The following is a 14,743-nucleotide window of genomic DNA, read 5'->3' on the forward strand; positions in this document are numbered from 1 at the left end:
CATCGGCGGGTATGAGCGCCCCGCACGACACGGCCCGCCACGACACGGCCGCCGACGCCACTCCCGCCACCACCACCCGGATCACCGTCAAGTCCGCCGAGGACATGCGAGGACTCGGCCGCAGACTGGCCGGGTTCCTGCGCCCCGGTGACCTGGTGCTGCTCACGGGCGAGCTGGGCGCGGGCAAGACGACGCTGACCCGCGGGCTGGGGGAGGGCCTCGGCGTGCGCGGTGCCGTCACGTCCCCCACCTTCGTGATCGCCCGCGTGCACCCGCCGCTCGGCGGCGGCCCGGCCCTGGTCCACGTCGACGCGTACCGGCTGCACGGCGGGCTGGACGAGATGGAGGACCTGGACCTCGACGTCTCGCTGCCCGAGTCGGTGATCGTCGTGGAGTGGGGCGACGGCAAGGTCGAGGAGCTGTCCGACGACCGGCTGCACGTGGTCATCGAGCGGGCCGTGGGGGCCGACGCCCCGGGCCTCGACGCCCTCGACGGCGCCGAGGAGGTCGACGACGAGCGCGGGGTGACGGTGACCGGAGTCGGCGCGCGCTGGGCGGGCGTGGACCTGACGCCGCTGGGGTAGAAGAAGGGCTGTCTGTACGTTCCGACAAGCCGTCGGCAAGATGTTGCGTCTGCGGTGTCGGGCATGGTCACATGGAGACAGAGACTCGGTTAGGTGTACCTAACTACCTGACCTTGCCCAGCTGCCCCAGGAGGCATACATGTCGGCCCAAGAGCCTGCTGCCGCCGTGGCGAAACGCTCCGAGGAGCGGCCCCCGTCGATGCGTGACCTCCTGGCCTCGTGTGCCGCGGCCGACGCGGTCTCCACCCCGCCGAAGGCACCGGGCGTCGATGCCGACAGCGAGGACGAGGCGGAGCGCGACGCGGCCTAGGGCCTGTCCGGCGGACGGTTGCCTGGCTGCCGCCTGCGGCGGTAGCGCCCTTCGGGGCGCGTCCTCAAACGCCGGACGGGCTTGATGTGCACGCCGGACGCCGATGTACCCGTATGAGTGAGCCGGGTCCGGGGCAACGCACCTACTGAACGACGACGACCTTCGTGCCGCCGGCCGCGAACGCCCACATCGCGTCGCCGTCCGCCCGCGTCTCGCGGATGCCGCCCGTCTTCTTCGCGTTCGCCGCCGGAGCCGGCATCGAGCCGTCGACGGCCGCGCTGAAGCCGAAGACGATCCCGGGCAGGCTGTGGAAGCGCACCACGTGCTCGACCGGTGTCCCGTCCGAGCCGACGACCTGGGGGCTGCGCGAGGTCACCGCGTACGTCCCCGGCTTCAGGTCGGCCGTGCTGGGCGTGACCTCGAAGGTCCGGGTGGCCTTGCCGTCGGCGCCGACCAGCCACACCCGCTTCTGCCCGAGCGCGTAGACGACCCGCTGCCCGGTGCCCGAACCGGCCGGGACCGGGGCCGCCGCCTTCTCCTGGCCCGTCTTGCCCTTGCCGGACGCGTCCTTGCCGCCCTTGGCCTTCTCCCCGGTCTTGCCGGGGGAGTCGGAGGCGGTGGCCCGGGCGGGGCGGTCGGGTGCGGCCTGTGCCTGGAAGGCGAGGAAGCCGACCGCGGCCAGTGCCGCCACCGTGAGTCCGGCGACCACGGCCCCCGCGCTGCTGCGTGCCACGCTGCGCACCCTTTCGTCCTACGTACGACTTTGCGGCTGACCGTAGCACCGCACACGCCCCCGCCGTGCCCTCGGCGGAGGCGGGCGCGCGCACCGGGCGCCCCCCTGCGCGCCGTAGGCTGTCCATGTGCTGCTGCTCGCTCTTGATACCGCCACCCCCGCCGTGACCGTCGCCCTCCACGACGGGGACACCGTCGTCGCCGAGTCGAGCCAGGTGGACGCGCGCCGCCACGGCGAGCTCCTGCTGCCCGCCGTCGACCGGGTGCTCGGCGAGGCGGGCCGCAAGCTGGACGCCGTGACCGGGATCGTCGTGGGCGTGGGCCCCGGTCCGTACACCGGCCTCCGGGTCGGCATCGTCACCGCCGCGACCTTCGCCGCCGCGCTGTCCGTCCCCGTGCACAGCCTGTGCTCGCTCGACGGGATCGCCTACGCCGCGGGCCAGGCGGGCCTGGAAGGCGAGTTCGTCGTGGCGACGGACGCGCGCCGCAAGGAGGTCTACTGGGCCCGCTACGCGGACGCGCGCACGCGCGTGACCGAGCCCGCCGTGGACCGCCCCGCCGACCTCACCGAGCCGCTCGCGGGCCTCACGGCCGTCGGCGCGGGCGCCGTGCTGTACCCCGACGCCTTCTCGGACGTACGGGCCGACCTGCCCCAGCACCAGTCGGCGGGCGCGCTGGCCTCCCTCGCGGCGGAGAAGCTGCGGACGGGCGGCGAGTTCCTGCCGGACCAGCCCCTGTACCTGCGCCGCCCGGACGCGCAGGTGCCGGCCAACTACAAGGTGGTCACCCCCAAGTGAGCCAGGCCGTGCGGATCCGTGAGATGCGCTGGTGGGACATCGCACCGGTGCTGGAGCTGGAGCGCGCGCTCTTCCCCGACGACGCCTGGTCCAAGGGGCTCTTCTGGTCCGAGCTGGCCCACGCGCGCGGGGCGAACGCCAACCGCCGCTACGTCGTCGCGGAACTGCCCGGCGGCGCGGACGGCACCGACGACGCCCCGGGCGCCGGTGACGCCGGCGTGGCCGGGCGCCACGCGAGCGCGGCCGGCGGGCCGGGCACGGGCGCCGGCATCACGCCCACGGGCGGCCGCATCGTCGGCTACGCGGGCCTCGCGGCCATCGACGGCACCGGCGACGTCCAGACCATCGCCGTGGCCTACGACCACTGGAGCACGGGCCTGGGCGCCCGCCTCCTCACCGAGCTGCTCACCACCGCGACCGACTTCGAGTGCCGCGAGGTGCTCCTGGAAGTGCGCGTCGACAACACCCGCGCCCAGCGGCTCTACGAGCGCTTCGGCTTCGAGCCGGTCGGGGTGCGGCGCGGCTACTACCAGCCGGGCAACATCGACGCGCTGGTCATGCGCCTCGCGACCGAAGCACCGTCCGACCCTTCTGCCTCCGACAGCGGCTCCGCCGCGAAGAACACCGAGCAAGGAATGACCCATGGCTGACGAACCTCTCGTACTCGGCATCGAGACCTCGTGCGACGAGACGGGCGTCGGCATCGTCCGCGGGCACACCCTGCTCGCCGACGCGGTCGCCTCCAGCGTCGACGAGCACGCCCGCTTCGGCGGCGTCGTCCCCGAGGTCGCCAGCCGCGCCCACCTCGAAGCCATGGTCCCGACCATCCAGCGCGCCCTGAAGGAAGCGGGCGTGAGCGCGCGGGACCTCGACGGCATCGCGGTCACCGCCGGCCCCGGCCTCGCGGGTGCCCTGCTCGTCGGCGTCTCGGCGGCCAAGGCGTACGCGTACGCGCTCGGCAAGCCCCTCTACGGCGTCAACCACCTCGCGTCGCACATCTGCGTCGACCAGCTCGAACACGGCGCCCTGCCCGAGCCGACGATGGCGCTGCTGGTCAGCGGCGGCCACTCGTCCCTGCTGCTGGCGCCCGACATCACCTCCGACGTCCGCCCGCTCGGCTCGACCATCGACGACGCGGCGGGCGAGGCCTTCGACAAGGTCGCCCGCGTCCTGAACCTCGGCTTCCCCGGCGGCCCGGTCATCGACCGCTACGCCCGGGAGGGGAACCCCGCGGCGATCAAGTTCCCGCGCGGTCTGACGGGCCCGCGCGACCCGATCTACGACTTCTCCTTCTCCGGTCTGAAGACCGCCGTCGCCCGCTGGATAGAGGCCAAGCGCGCGGCGGGCGAGGACGTGCCGGTCGCGGACGTGGCGGCGTCCTTCCAGGAGGCCGTCGTCGACGTCCTCACCCGCAAGGCCGTCCGCGCCTGCAAGGACAACGGCGTCGACCACCTCATGATCGGCGGCGGCGTCGCGGCCAACACCCGGCTGCGCGCCATGGCCCAGCGCCGCTGCGAGGACGCGGGCATCGTGCTGCGCGTCCCCAACCCCAAGCTCTGCACGGACAACGGCGCGATGGTCGCGGCGCTGGGCGCGGAGATGGTGGCGCGGGGACGCTCGGCGTCGTCGTGGGACCTCTCGGCCGACTCGTCGCTCCCGGTGACGGAGACGCACGTGCCGGGCACGCACGACGAGGACCACGACCACGGTCACTCACACGGTCACGGCCACGCGCACGACCACGACCACTTCCACGAGCTGAGCAAGGACAACCTCTACTCGTGACCCTCAGCCGGCCGGGTGCCCCAGCAGCATCGTCGGGGCACCCGCCACCCGGGTGAGCAGAATCGTGCAGGAGTTCGGGCCTTCGAGCTTGAGCTTCTTGCGCAGCTCCTCCGGCTCGACCGCCGATCCGCGCTTCTTCACCGTCACGACGCCCACCTTGCGCTCGCGCAGCAGGGCCTTGAGCTTCTTCAGGTTGAAGGGCAGCACGTCCGTGATCTCGTACGCCGCCGCGTACGGCGTTCCGACCAGCCGGTCCGAGGTGACGTACGCGATCGTCGGGTCGATCAGCCGTCCGTCCACCCGCTGCGCCACGTCCGCGACGAGGTGCGCGCGGATGACCGCGCCGTCGGGCTCGTACAGATAGCGGCCCACCGGGCCCGGCTCGGGGTCGGGCAGGCCCGCGCCCACCAGCGCGTGCGGGCCGGGCAGCAGCGTCGCGCGGCGGGTGCCCGGGGCCGTGCCGAACCACAGCACGGCCTCCTTCACATCACCGCCGTCCGAGATCCACTCGGCCTCCGCGTCGTCGGGGATCGCCTCGTGCGGCACCCCGGGTGCGATCTTGAGCGCCGCGTGCGGGGCGGTACGGGCGGCCCCGATCGCCCAGGACAGCGGCGGCGAATACGCCTCGGGGTCGAAGATCCGGCCCCGCCCGCCGCGCCGCGCCGGGTCGACGAACACCGCGTCGTAGCCGGCGGTGTCGACCTCGGCGACATCCGCGCAACGCACCTCGATGAGCTCGGACAGCCCCAGGGCGGCCGCGTTGGCCCGGGCGACGTCGCAGGTCAGCGGGTCGCGGTCGACGGCCAGCACGAAGACCCCGGCCCGCGCGAGCGCGATGGCGTCGCCGCCGATGCCGCAGCACAGGTCGGCGAGACGACGGACTCCGAGCGCGGCGAAGCGCCCGGCACGGTACTCGGCCACCGACTTCCGGGTGGACTGCTCGACGCCGTTGGGCGTGAAGAACATGCGGTACGCGTCCTCGGCCCCGAACTTCGCCACCGCGCGCTGCCGCAACCGCGCCTGGCCGAGCGCGGCCGACACCAGCTCGGCGGGGTACTCGCGGCGCAGCCGGGTCGCGGTGGCGAGCTCCTGGGCGGGGTCGTAGTCACGCAGGGCGTCGAGGAGCCGCCGCCCTTCGTCGGTGAGGAGCGCGGCGAAGGCGTCGGCGGGCGAGCCGGTGGATGAGTTCGGTGCGGGCACGTGTCTCATTCTCGCCGACGCCCGGCGCCCCGGCCGTCGGTGCCCGCCCCGCGGGGAACGCACCACTTGCGGGCCCCGGCCGCACCCCGTGGACTGGCCCGTATGACCGCGAACGGCTCCGCGCGCCGCGTCCTGTACCTGATCGCCTGCGCCGCCCCGCCCACCCGCCGCATCGCCGACGGCATCCGCGCCGCCCAGACGGCCGGCTGGGACGTCTGCCTGATCCTCACGCCCTACGCGCACCGCTGGCTGGCCGACGAGGCGGACGGCCTGCGGGAGCTGACCGGGCATCGGGTCCGGCACGAGTACAAGCTCCCCGACGAGCCCGACGTGCTGCCCGCCGCCGACGCCGTCCTCGTCGCGCCCGCCACCTTCAACACGCTGAACAAATGGGCGGCCGGCATCGCCGACACCCTCGCGCTCGGGCCCGTCACCGAGGCGATCGGGCTGCGCCTGCCCATGGTCGCGCTGCCGCACCTCGGCGCCGCCCAGGCCGCGCATCCCGCGCTCGGGCGCAGCGTCGCGTTCCTGCGCGAGGCGGGCGTGACCGTCCTCCTCGGCGGCGACGGCTACCACCCGGAGCGGGGCGACGAAGTCGACGCGTTCCCCTGGGCGACCGCCGTCGCGGCACTGCCGCCACCGGGGCGCTAGCGCTTGTCCGGTGGATGTTCGGGGGCCCCGACGCCCGGCGCCGGGGGCGCCTCCCGGCGGTAGCCGGGCAGTTCGCCGCGTGCCGCGCGCATGCGCCCGGTACGAGGGCGATCCTCCGCCGTGCGATCCACGTACCGGAGCCGCTCGCTGATCCACGAAGATCCGTCGGACAGGTCCTGGCCCCAAGTGCCCTCCTGAGGCAGGGGCGTCGAACACATGAACAACAATCGTGCCGGTGAGCACGACTGTTTCCGGCCTCCGGGCCGCCCTCGCCACCGCCCTTCCCGTCTGCGCCGCGACGCTTCTGCTGACCGGCCTGCTCTCGGGTTGCTCGTCCGGATCCGGCGCCGGGAAGGGGGAGCGGGCCGCCGCGTCCGAGAAGGCCGCCGCCCGGCCGCCCGCCCCCGCCCCCGAGGCCGCTTCCGACGCGTACCGCCGCTGGGGCCTCGACAAGCCCCTCGCCGCGCCCCCGGCCCCGCCCGCCCGCAAGCTGACGGAGAGCGTGCAGGCGGGCGGCGCGCCCTTGCTCGTCCGACGGGTGCCGACCCGGGACAAGGTCGTCTTCGTGACCATCGACGACGGGGCCGAGAAGGACCCGGAGTTCGTGAAGATGGCCGAGGACCTCAAGCTGCCGCTCACGATGTTCCTCACCGACGACATCGCCCGCGCCGGCCGCGGCTACCCCTACTTCGACCGGCTCCACGCCCTCGGCAACGGCGTCCACAACCACACCCTCGGCCACCCCAACCTGCGCACCCTTGACCCCGACGCCCAGCGCCGCCAGATATGCGGCCAGCAGGACGCCCTGGCCAAGCGGTACGGCGCCCGCCCGACGCTCTTCCGCCCGCCCTACGGCAACTACAACGACGCCACCCTCGCCGCCGCGGGCGGCTGCGGGGTGAAGGCGGTCGTCCTGTGGGAGGCCACGATGCAGATCAACGACATGCGCTACGCGCAGGGCGGCAAGCTGCGGCCCGGCGACATCGTCCTCGCGCACTTCCGCGGGCCGAAGGAACTGAAGGGCACGTCGATGACCCGGATGACGGCGAACATGCTGCGCAGCATCCAGAAGCAGGGCTACACCGTGGCCCGCCTGGAGGACTACGTCTGAGGAGCCCGAGAAGGATTACCCCCGGCGACGTGCGGGAAGATCCACCCCTGCGGCCGCCCGGTGCGCCTGTGCGAGTCCTGTACAAGTCCTGTACGAGTCCTGTCCGAGGGGGTCACCCCGGGGGTGGAAAGGGACGCGCACCGCACGCCGAATTGGCACTCCGCTTGACCGAGTGCTAACCGCGTCATAGTCTCGGCTCCGTTGGCACTCTCCACCGGGGAGTGCCAGACACGGCGACGGGCAGCTCCGGCACCCGCGACGACGGATCCGACCTGGTCGCCACCTCAGACAGTTAACCCCGTGAGATCTCCGAAGGGGGAGGTCGGATCGTGACGACCGCCAGCTCCAAGGTTGCCATCAAGCCGCTCGAGGACCGCATTGTGGTCCAGCCGCTCGACGCCGAGCAGACCACGGCCTCTGGCCTGGTCATCCCGGACACCGCGAAGGAGAAGCCCCAGGAGGGCGTCGTCCTGGCCGTGGGCCCGGGCCGCTTCGAGGACGGCAACCGTCTTCCGCTCGACGTTACCGTCGGCGACGTCGTGCTCTACAGCAAGTACGGCGGCACCGAGGTGAAGTACAACGGCGAGGAGTACCTCGTCCTCTCGGCTCGCGACGTTCTCGCGATCGTCGAGAAGTAGCCGGGGTCCGGGGGCAGGTCCCCCGGAAAGTACGGAACCCCAGTTTGCATTGATCTACGCCCCGGCCACCCGAGTCTGAACAACCGGGCGACCGGGGCGTAGTTCGTTCGAGAGGACACAACAGCTCCCATGGCGAAGATTCTGAAGTTCGACGAGGACGCCCGTCGCGCCCTCGAGCGCGGCGTCAACAAGCTTGCCGACACCGTGAAGGTGACGATCGGTCCCAAGGGCCGCAACGTCGTCATCGACAAGAAGTTCGGTGCCCCCACCATCACCAACGACGGCGTCACCATCGCGCGCGAGGTCGAGCTCGACGACCCGTACGAGAACCTGGGCGCCCAGCTCGTGAAGGAGGTGGCGACCAAGACCAACGACATCGCGGGTGACGGCACCACCACCGCCACCGTGCTGGCCCAGGCGCTGGTCCGCGAGGGTCTGCGCAACGTCGCCGCCGGCGCCTCCCCGGCCTCGCTGAAGAAGGGCATCGACGCCGCGGTCAAGGCCGTGTCCGATGAGCTTCTCGCGACCGCCCGTCCCATCGAGGACAAGACCGACATCGCCGCCGTGGCCGCGCTCTCCGCGCAGGACAAGCAGGTCGGCGAGCTCATCGCCGAGGCGATGGACAAGGTCGGCAAGGACGGTGTCATCACCGTCGAGGAGTCCAACACCTTCGGCCTGGAGCTGGACTTCACCGAGGGCATGGCCTTCGACAAGGGCTACCTCTCGCCCTACATGGTCACCGACCAGGAGCGTATGGAGGCCGTCCTCGACGACCCGTACATCCTGATCCACCAGGGCAAGATCTCCTCGATCCAGGACCTGCTCCCGCTGCTCGAGAAGATCATTCAGGGTGGCGCCTCCAAGCCGCTCCTGATCATCGCCGAGGACGTCGAGGGCGAGGCGCTCTCCACCCTCGTCGTCAACAAGATCCGCGGCACGTTCAACGCCGTGGCCGTCAAGGCCCCCGGCTTCGGCGACCGCCGCAAGGCGATGCTCGGCGACATGGCCACCCTCACCGGTGCCACCGTCATCGCCGAGGAGGTCGGCCTCAAGCTCGACCAGGCCGGTCTGGACGTGCTGGGCACCGCCCGCCGCGTGACCATCTCCAAGGACGACACCACCATCGTCGACGGTGGTGGCAACCACGAGGACGTCGTCGGTCGCGTCAACCAGATCAAGGCCGAGATCGAGTCCACGGACTCGGACTGGGACCGCGAGAAGCTCCAGGAGCGCCTCGCCAAGCTCGCCGGTGGCGTCTGCGTCATCCGCGTGGGTGCGGCCACCGAGGTCGAGCTCAAGGAGAAGAAGCACCGTCTGGAGGACGCCATCTCCGCGACCCGCGCCGCGGTCGAGGAGGGCATCGTCTCCGGTGGTGGCTCCGCGCTCGTCCACGCCGTCAAGGTCCTCGAGGGCAACCTCGGCAAGACCGGCGACGAGGCCACCGGTGTCGCCGTGGTCCGCCGCGCCGCCGTCGAGCCGCTGCGCTGGATCGCCGAGAACGCCGGCCTCGAGGGCTACGTCATCACCGCGAAGGTGGCGGAGCTCGAGAAGGGCCAGGGCTTCAACGCCTCCACCGGCGAGTACGGCGACCTGGTGAAGGCCGGCGTCATCGACCCGGTCAAGGTCACCCGCTCCGCCCTGGAGAACGCCGCGTCCATCGCGTCGCTGCTGCTCACGACCGAGACCCTGGTCGTCGAGAAGCCGGCCGACGAGGAGCCCGAGGCCGGCCACGGCCACGGTCACTCCCACTAGTCGCCCAGCGACGGACTTTCGGTTGCGGCTGGGCTCGGCCACATCGAGCCTGTCCGGCGATTGAGGACACCGCCGCGCAGCGGTGGTGCGGGCGATACGGCCCGCGTCCCATGTGAACGGCCGAGGCCGGCACCCCTTCGGGGGGTGCCGGCCTCGGCCGTTTCCGTGGGCATCCGGCGGAAGGCCTACCGGCGGCCCGTCCCCGACGACGCCCGCCCCAGCGCCCCGCGCGGCGCCAGCTTCGCCAGACCGCTGAACGCCTTGTACCGGGGATCGGGCACGGAGACGGTCTTGCCGCGCGCCAGGTCCTTCAGCGCCGACGTCACGAGCTTGTCCGCGTCCAGCCACAGCCAGCTCGGGATGTTCTCCGCGGGCATGCCCGCCCGCTCGTGGAACTCCGTCCGGACGAAGCCGGGGCACAGCGCCATCAGCCGCAGCCCGCTGCCCTCCAGGTCCTTCGCCGCGCCCTGGGTGAACTGCACGACCCACGCCTTGCTCGCCCCGTACGTGCCGCGCGGCACGAACGCGGCCACCGACGCGACGTTGACCACGCCGCCGCGCCTGCGCTCCCGCATGCCGGGGACGGCCGCCGACGTCAGCCGCAGCACCGCCTCGCAGTGCACCTTGAGCATCCTCAGCTCGTCGGCCATCGTGACCTCGAGGAAGACGCCCTTGTTCCCGAACCCGGCGTTGTTGACCAGCAGATCCACCGGCTGCGTACGGTCCGAGAGCCGGGCCTCGACCGCCCCGATGCCCTCGTCCTCCGCCAGGTCCGCGCGGAGCACCTCCGCTTCCACGCCGTGCCGGTCGTGGAGTTCGGTCGCCTGTTCGTTGAGCCGCTTCTCGTCGCGCGCCACGAGCACCAGATTGTGCCCGTCGGCCGCCAGCCGCCGAGCGAAGGCCGCGCCGATGCCGGCCGTCGCTCCCGTGATCAGTGCAGTCGTCATACGGGAACGTTAGTGCTCGCCGCCGTCCCGCGGGGGCCCTGCGGCGCCCCGACTGACCCTTCCGGCTGATTCCGCTGCCGCGCCAGATGCTTGTGGACGGCCTCCACGGACTCCGGGTGCAGGGCGTCACCGGCCGCCAACACCCGGGGCAACAGGGCCCGTTCGGTGGTGAGCGCGCGGAAGAGGAAGGAGATGCTCACCTCGTGGTCGGGTCGGTGCACGATCGTCACCGGATCACCCGCACGGACCTCGCCGGACTCCACCACCCGCAGATACGCGCCGGGCGCGGCCTCCTGGGTGAACCGCTTCATCCAGCCCGCCTCTCCCAGCCAGTCCGCGAAGGTCCGGCAGGGGATGCGCGGCGCGGAGACCTCCAGCACCAGATCCGCGCCGATCCGCCAACGCTCGCCGATGAGCGCGCCATTGACGTCGATTCCGCAGGTGGTGAGGTTCTCGCCGAAGGAGCCGTGGGGCAGCGCGCGGCCCAACTCCCGCTCCCAGCCGTCCAGGTCCTCGCGGGCGAACGCGTACACCGCCTGGTGGTCCCCGCCGTGATGGCGCCGATTGACCACCTCGTCCCCGGCGAGGCCGCTCCCCGCGATGCCCTTCGGCCCGGGCGGGGCCACGGCGACCGGGCCGCGGGCGGGGCGCTTGTCGATGCCGGTGTCCAGGCCGGCCGCGAAACCGGGGGCGTCGCCGGGGGCCGCCGCGGTCCGCGCACGGCCCACGTTCACAGAGATCACGTACATGGGAGCCAAGGTTAGGCGCGCGCTCCTCAAAGGGGCGAACGTATATTTTCGGCCGTCCCCCAAGAAGGCCTTATGCTCGAAGCATGATCGAGGCTCGTCATCTGAGGGTGCTGCGCGCGGTGGCCGCCACCGGTTCGTTCTCGGCCGCGGCGCGCGAGCTGGGCTGCACCCAGCCCGCCGTCAGCCAGCAGATGAAGGCCCTGGAGCAGTCCACGGGCACCCCGCTGCTGATCCGCACGGGCCGCGAGATGCGCCTGACCCAGGCGGGCGAGGCCCTCGTCCGGCACGCCTCCGGGATCCTGGCCGGGCTGACCGCGGCCGAGGAGGAGATCGCGGCGATCGCCGGGCTGCGCGCCGGGCGGGTGCGGCTGGTCTCCTTCCCCAGCGGCAGCTCGACGCTGGTGCCGGGCGCGCTCGCGGCGATGCGGGCCGCCCACCCGGGCACCCGGGTCTCCCTCGTCGAGGCCGAGCCGCCGCGCTCGGTGGAGATGCTGCGCGACGGCGACTGCGAGATCGCGCTGGCCTTCCGCTACCCCGAGGTGCGCGGCGCCGACCCCGCGGCGAGCGCGGAGTGGGACGACCTGGTCGTGCGGCCGCTGCTGACCGACCGGCTCATCGGTGTGGTCCCGGAGGGGCACCGGCTCGCCGGGGCCGACCGGGTCGGGATCGAGGAGCTGGCCGAGGAGCCGTGGATCGCGGGCTGCCCGCGGTGCCGGCGGCACCTGGTCGAGGTGTGCGAGAGCGCGGGCTTCACGCCGCGGATCGACTTCGCGACCGATGACTATCCGGCGGTGTTCGGGCTGGTCGGGGCCGGGCTCGGGGTCGCGGTGATGCCGGAGCTGGCCCTGGAGTCGGTACGCCCCAAGGGCGCCCGGATCGTACCGGTGGAGCCCGTCGTGCAGCGCGAGATCGTCGCCCTCACCCTGCCGGACCTGGCCCGGGTTCCGGCCGTCGGGGCGATGCTCGAACAGCTGGCGGCCGCCGCCCGTCGCTGAGCGGACCTGGTGAGACGTTTCTTCAGCGGTGACGCCGAGCGGTGGAACGTTTCTTCACGCGGCCGTCCCTGCGGTCTCACGCACTGAGGGCGCCGGTCACGGCGATGCTCCGGTGTCGCGCGCGCCCCATCAGCTCCTCGCGCTCGTCCTCGGTGAGGCCGCCCCACACGCCGTAGGGCTCACGCACGGCCAGCGCGTGCGCCGCGCACTCCGCGCGCACGGGGCAGCGCATGCACACCTCTTTCGCCGAGGCCTCACGGGCGCTGCGGGCGGCACCGCGTTCGCCCTCGGGATGGAAGAAGAGCGAACTGTCGACCCCTCGGCACGCCGCCAGGAGCTGCCAGTCCCACAGGTCGGCGTTGGGACCGGGAAGACGGGAGAAATCTGCCATTGCTTATCCCCTCGAAGCGATCTGTGACGCGATGTGAGCGATGTGTGAGTGGTTCCTGAGTGGTGTGCGGGTTGATCCTCTGAGTAGTTCCCAGTCATCTGCTGTGTAAGCAGATGTAAATATGACTCATTGCGAATCTAGCCATAGACACCAGCAAATGGGAAGAAAAACGGCGCCGGATGGGCAAATGGGGCATAGCTTGGGTGGTGAGCAGGGCGCCCCCAATGCGCCCTGCTCCGTGTCCGCGCCCTCACGTAGAGTGCCGAACGTGGCCGACCGAGCCCGTAACTCTTTCGGGTGACCGTCGTTGAGAGTGCGGAGGCGGTTGACGGATGAAGCAGTCGGGCAGGTGTCCGACCCAGCGGGAAATCGTTGATCGCACAGGTGACGATCAGTACCAGCCTGGAGGCTCAAGGTGACGCGCATCAGCTGCGGAGGGCGGCCATGACATCCGTCCTCGTCTGCGACGACTCCCCGCTTGCCCGAGAAGCGCTCCGTCGTGCGGTGGCGACCGTGCCCGGCGTCGAGCGTGTGACGACGGCGGCCAACGGCGAGGAAGTCCTCCGCCGCTGGGGCGCCGATCGTTCGGACCTCATTCTGATGGACGTTCGGATGCCGGGGCTCGGCGGTGTGGAGACCGTGCGCCGGCTGCTCTCCGCCGACCCCGGGGCCCGGATCATCATGCTCACGGTGGCCGAGGACCTCGACGGGGTCGCGCTCGCGGTCGCCGCCGGGGCGCGCGGCTATCTGCACAAGGACGCCTCGCGCGCCGAGCTGCGGGCGACCGTGACCCAGGCGCTCGCCGACCCGACCTGGCGCCTCGCCCCCCGGCGGCTGCGCTCGGCGGAGATGGGCGCGGCGCCCACGCTCACCGCGCGGGAGATCCAAGTGCTCGAAGGCATGAGCCACGGTCGGTCCAACGCGGAGATCGGCCGTGAGCTGTTCCTCTCCGAGGACACGGTGAAGACCCACGCGCGGCGTCTGTTCAAGAAATTGGGCGCCTCGGACCGGGCGCACGCGGTGGCGCTCGGATTCCGCTGGGGCCTGGTCCGCTAGGGCGCGGTGTGGCGCGCAGTGTCGTGAGGCCGCGGTGCGCGCCACCCGGGTGGTGCCTGCCGCGGCCTCACCGCGTCGGCGTCCGACGCCGAAACTCCGAGGAATGCCGCATCCTTGGAGTGTGACTCCTCCCCGGCAGGAGCCGAGGCTTCTCACTCGGCCCCAAAAGATCTCATGACGGACAAGCCCTGCCCGGCGCCGTACGGCACGGGCACAAGCTATCGGTGGAGTCGTGAGTGCAGGGGCGGGCATACCCGAAAGGGGGAGGCGCTAGACGTGAGTGCGAGGACACCGACGCGTAACGGTTCGATGCACAACCACGAGGGCGATGCCACGGAAGGTTCCACACCGAGGCACCATGGACCGATGCGCGACGACGACAAGGCGGGGTCTCCCATGCCCACAGCCCCAGGGGAGATCGGCGCCCTCGTCGCGCGCGCCGTCGAGGGTGACCGGCGGGCCACCCACGATCTGCTGGCCCTGGTGCACCCGCTCGCCCTGCGCTACTGCCGCACACGGCTGTCGCGGCTGCCGGGCGACGCGAGGCATTTCGTGGACGACCTGGCCCAGGAGGTCTGCCTGGCGGTGCTGTGCGCCCTGCCGCGCTACCGCGACACCGGGCGGCCCTTCGAGGCCTTCGTCGTGGCCATCGCCGCGCACAAGGTCGCCGATCTGCAGCGGGCCGCGATGCGGCACGGCAGTACCGCCGTGCCGTCCGACGAGATGCCGGAGCAGCCCGACGACTCGCTCGGTCCCGAGGAGCGGGCGCTGCTCAGCAGCGACGCCGAGTGGGCGAAGAAGCTGCTCGCCAACCTCCCGGAGAACCAGCGCGAGCTCGTCCTGCTGCGGGTCGCCATCGGGATGACGGCGGAGGAGACCGGGCAGATGCTCGGCATGTCGCCGGGTGCGGTGCGGGTCGCGCAGCACCGGGCGCTCAGTCGGCTCCGGGCGCTCGCCGAGCAGTGAGCGACTCCGGGGCCTCGGCGGGAAAGCCCGTGAACACCGTCGATTTGTATGAACGCACAAGTGATGCGGGACTCAGCCG

At 72.1% G+C, this 14,743-nt stretch carries 17 protein-coding genes; 12 read left to right on the forward strand and 5 right to left on the reverse strand.

Annotated elements, in window-relative coordinates; genetic code table 11:
* Window positions 1–11: 11 nt before the first annotated feature.
* Together tsaE and FHS38_RS14415 are read left to right on the forward strand one after the other, a co-directional pair.
* Window positions 12–584, forward strand: coding sequence for a tRNA (adenosine(37)-N6)-threonylcarbamoyltransferase complex ATPase subunit type 1 TsaE (tsaE, locus tag FHS38_RS14410; protein WP_184733919.1), 573 nt, complete (start codon window positions 12–14; stop codon window positions 582–584).
* 139 nt (window positions 585–723) lie between these two features.
* Window positions 724–894 (forward strand): hypothetical protein, encoded by a 171-nt coding sequence (locus tag FHS38_RS14415; RefSeq protein ID WP_184733920.1) that lies wholly within the window; start codon window positions 724–726, stop codon window positions 892–894.
* Between the two features lie 142 nt (window positions 895–1,036).
* On the opposite strand, the gene FHS38_RS14420 is transcribed toward FHS38_RS14415, so the two are convergent.
* The gene (locus FHS38_RS14420; RefSeq protein WP_184733921.1) at window positions 1,037–1,627 is read right to left on the reverse strand and encodes a hypothetical protein; all 591 of its coding nucleotides are present in this window, start codon (window positions 1,625–1,627) and stop codon (window positions 1,037–1,039) included.
* 127 nt (window positions 1,628–1,754) lie between these two features.
* Here FHS38_RS14420 and tsaB point away from each other — a divergent pair, with 127 nt between their 5' ends.
* The 3 genes from tsaB to tsaD are packed head-to-tail and all read left to right on the forward strand — an operon-like array spanning window position 1,755 to window position 4,208.
* Entirely contained in the window at window positions 1,755–2,423 is a 669-nt protein-coding gene (gene tsaB / locus FHS38_RS14425) for a tRNA (adenosine(37)-N6)-threonylcarbamoyltransferase complex dimerization subunit type 1 TsaB (protein ID WP_184733922.1), read from the forward strand.
* Window positions 2,424–2,446: 23 nt separating this feature from the next.
* Window positions 2,447–3,073, forward strand: a complete 627-nt coding sequence (gene rimI, locus FHS38_RS14430) for a ribosomal protein S18-alanine N-acetyltransferase (protein ID WP_184734174.1) — start codon at window positions 2,447–2,449, stop codon at window positions 3,071–3,073.
* Entirely contained in the window at window positions 3,066–4,208 is a 1,143-nt protein-coding gene (tsaD, locus tag FHS38_RS14435) for a tRNA (adenosine(37)-N6)-threonylcarbamoyltransferase complex transferase subunit TsaD (RefSeq protein WP_184733923.1), read from the forward strand. The genes rimI and tsaD overlap by 8 nt, the downstream gene beginning before the upstream one ends.
* 3 nt (window positions 4,209–4,211) lie before the next feature.
* On the opposite strand, the gene FHS38_RS14440 is transcribed toward tsaD, so the two are convergent.
* Complete coding sequence (locus tag FHS38_RS14440; RefSeq protein WP_229822464.1) at window positions 4,212–5,408, reverse strand: THUMP-like domain-containing protein; 1,197 nt, start codon at window positions 5,406–5,408, stop codon at window positions 4,212–4,214.
* Window positions 5,409–5,510: 102 nt separating this feature from the next.
* Between FHS38_RS14440 and FHS38_RS14445 the strand changes: the two genes are divergently transcribed.
* From FHS38_RS14445 to groL, 4 genes are all read left to right on the forward strand, one after another.
* Window positions 5,511–6,059 carry a flavoprotein gene (locus tag FHS38_RS14445; protein WP_184733925.1) on the forward strand — a complete coding sequence of 183 codons (549 nt, stop codon included), beginning with the start codon at window positions 5,511–5,513 and terminating at the stop codon, window positions 6,057–6,059.
* A 235-nt stretch (window positions 6,060–6,294) separates the two neighbouring features.
* Window positions 6,295–7,170, forward strand: a complete 876-nt coding sequence (locus FHS38_RS14450) for a polysaccharide deacetylase family protein (RefSeq protein WP_229822466.1) — start codon at window positions 6,295–6,297, stop codon at window positions 7,168–7,170.
* A 329-nt stretch (window positions 7,171–7,499) separates the two neighbouring features.
* On the forward strand, window positions 7,500–7,808 hold the full coding sequence (groES, locus tag FHS38_RS14455; RefSeq protein WP_010986397.1) for a co-chaperone GroES: 309 nt from the start codon (window positions 7,500–7,502) through the stop codon (window positions 7,806–7,808).
* 129 nt (window positions 7,809–7,937) lie between these two features.
* A complete protein-coding gene (gene groL / locus FHS38_RS14460) occupies window positions 7,938–9,560 on the forward strand; it encodes a chaperonin GroEL (protein ID WP_184733927.1) in 1,623 nt (540 codons plus the stop codon).
* A 185-nt stretch (window positions 9,561–9,745) separates the two neighbouring features.
* Here groL and FHS38_RS14465 read toward each other — a convergent pair whose 3' ends face one another.
* A complete protein-coding gene (locus tag FHS38_RS14465; protein WP_184733928.1) occupies window positions 9,746–10,507 on the reverse strand; it encodes an SDR family NAD(P)-dependent oxidoreductase in 762 nt (253 codons plus the stop codon).
* Window positions 10,504–11,256, reverse strand: a complete 753-nt coding sequence (locus tag FHS38_RS14470) for an MOSC domain-containing protein (protein WP_184733929.1) — start codon at window positions 11,254–11,256, stop codon at window positions 10,504–10,506. Before FHS38_RS14470 ends, FHS38_RS14465 begins: the two co-directional genes overlap by 4 nt.
* An 83-nt stretch (window positions 11,257–11,339) precedes the next feature.
* Between FHS38_RS14470 and FHS38_RS14475 the strand changes: the two genes are divergently transcribed.
* A complete protein-coding gene (locus FHS38_RS14475; RefSeq protein WP_184733930.1) occupies window positions 11,340–12,251 on the forward strand; it encodes a LysR family transcriptional regulator in 912 nt (303 codons plus the stop codon).
* 76 nt (window positions 12,252–12,327) lie between these two features.
* On the opposite strand, the gene FHS38_RS14480 is transcribed toward FHS38_RS14475, so the two are convergent.
* Window positions 12,328–12,642: a WhiB family transcriptional regulator gene (locus FHS38_RS14480; RefSeq protein ID WP_130879036.1), complete on the reverse strand. Its 315-nt coding sequence runs from the start codon at window positions 12,640–12,642 to the stop codon at window positions 12,328–12,330.
* A gap of 444 nt (window positions 12,643–13,086) precedes the next feature.
* Here FHS38_RS14480 and FHS38_RS14485 point away from each other — a divergent pair, with 444 nt between their 5' ends.
* Window positions 13,087–13,698, forward strand: coding sequence for a response regulator transcription factor (locus FHS38_RS14485; RefSeq protein ID WP_003948568.1), 612 nt, complete (start codon window positions 13,087–13,089; stop codon window positions 13,696–13,698).
* Window positions 13,699–14,064: 366 nt separating this feature from the next.
* A complete protein-coding gene (locus FHS38_RS14490; protein WP_130879037.1) occupies window positions 14,065–14,664 on the forward strand; it encodes a sigma-70 family RNA polymerase sigma factor in 600 nt (199 codons plus the stop codon).
* The last annotated feature ends 79 nt before the right edge of the window (window positions 14,665–14,743 follow it).

The organism is Streptomyces netropsis (assembly GCF_014203545.1).
Lineage (GTDB): Bacteria > Actinomycetota > Actinomycetes > Streptomycetales > Streptomycetaceae > Streptomyces > Streptomyces netropsis.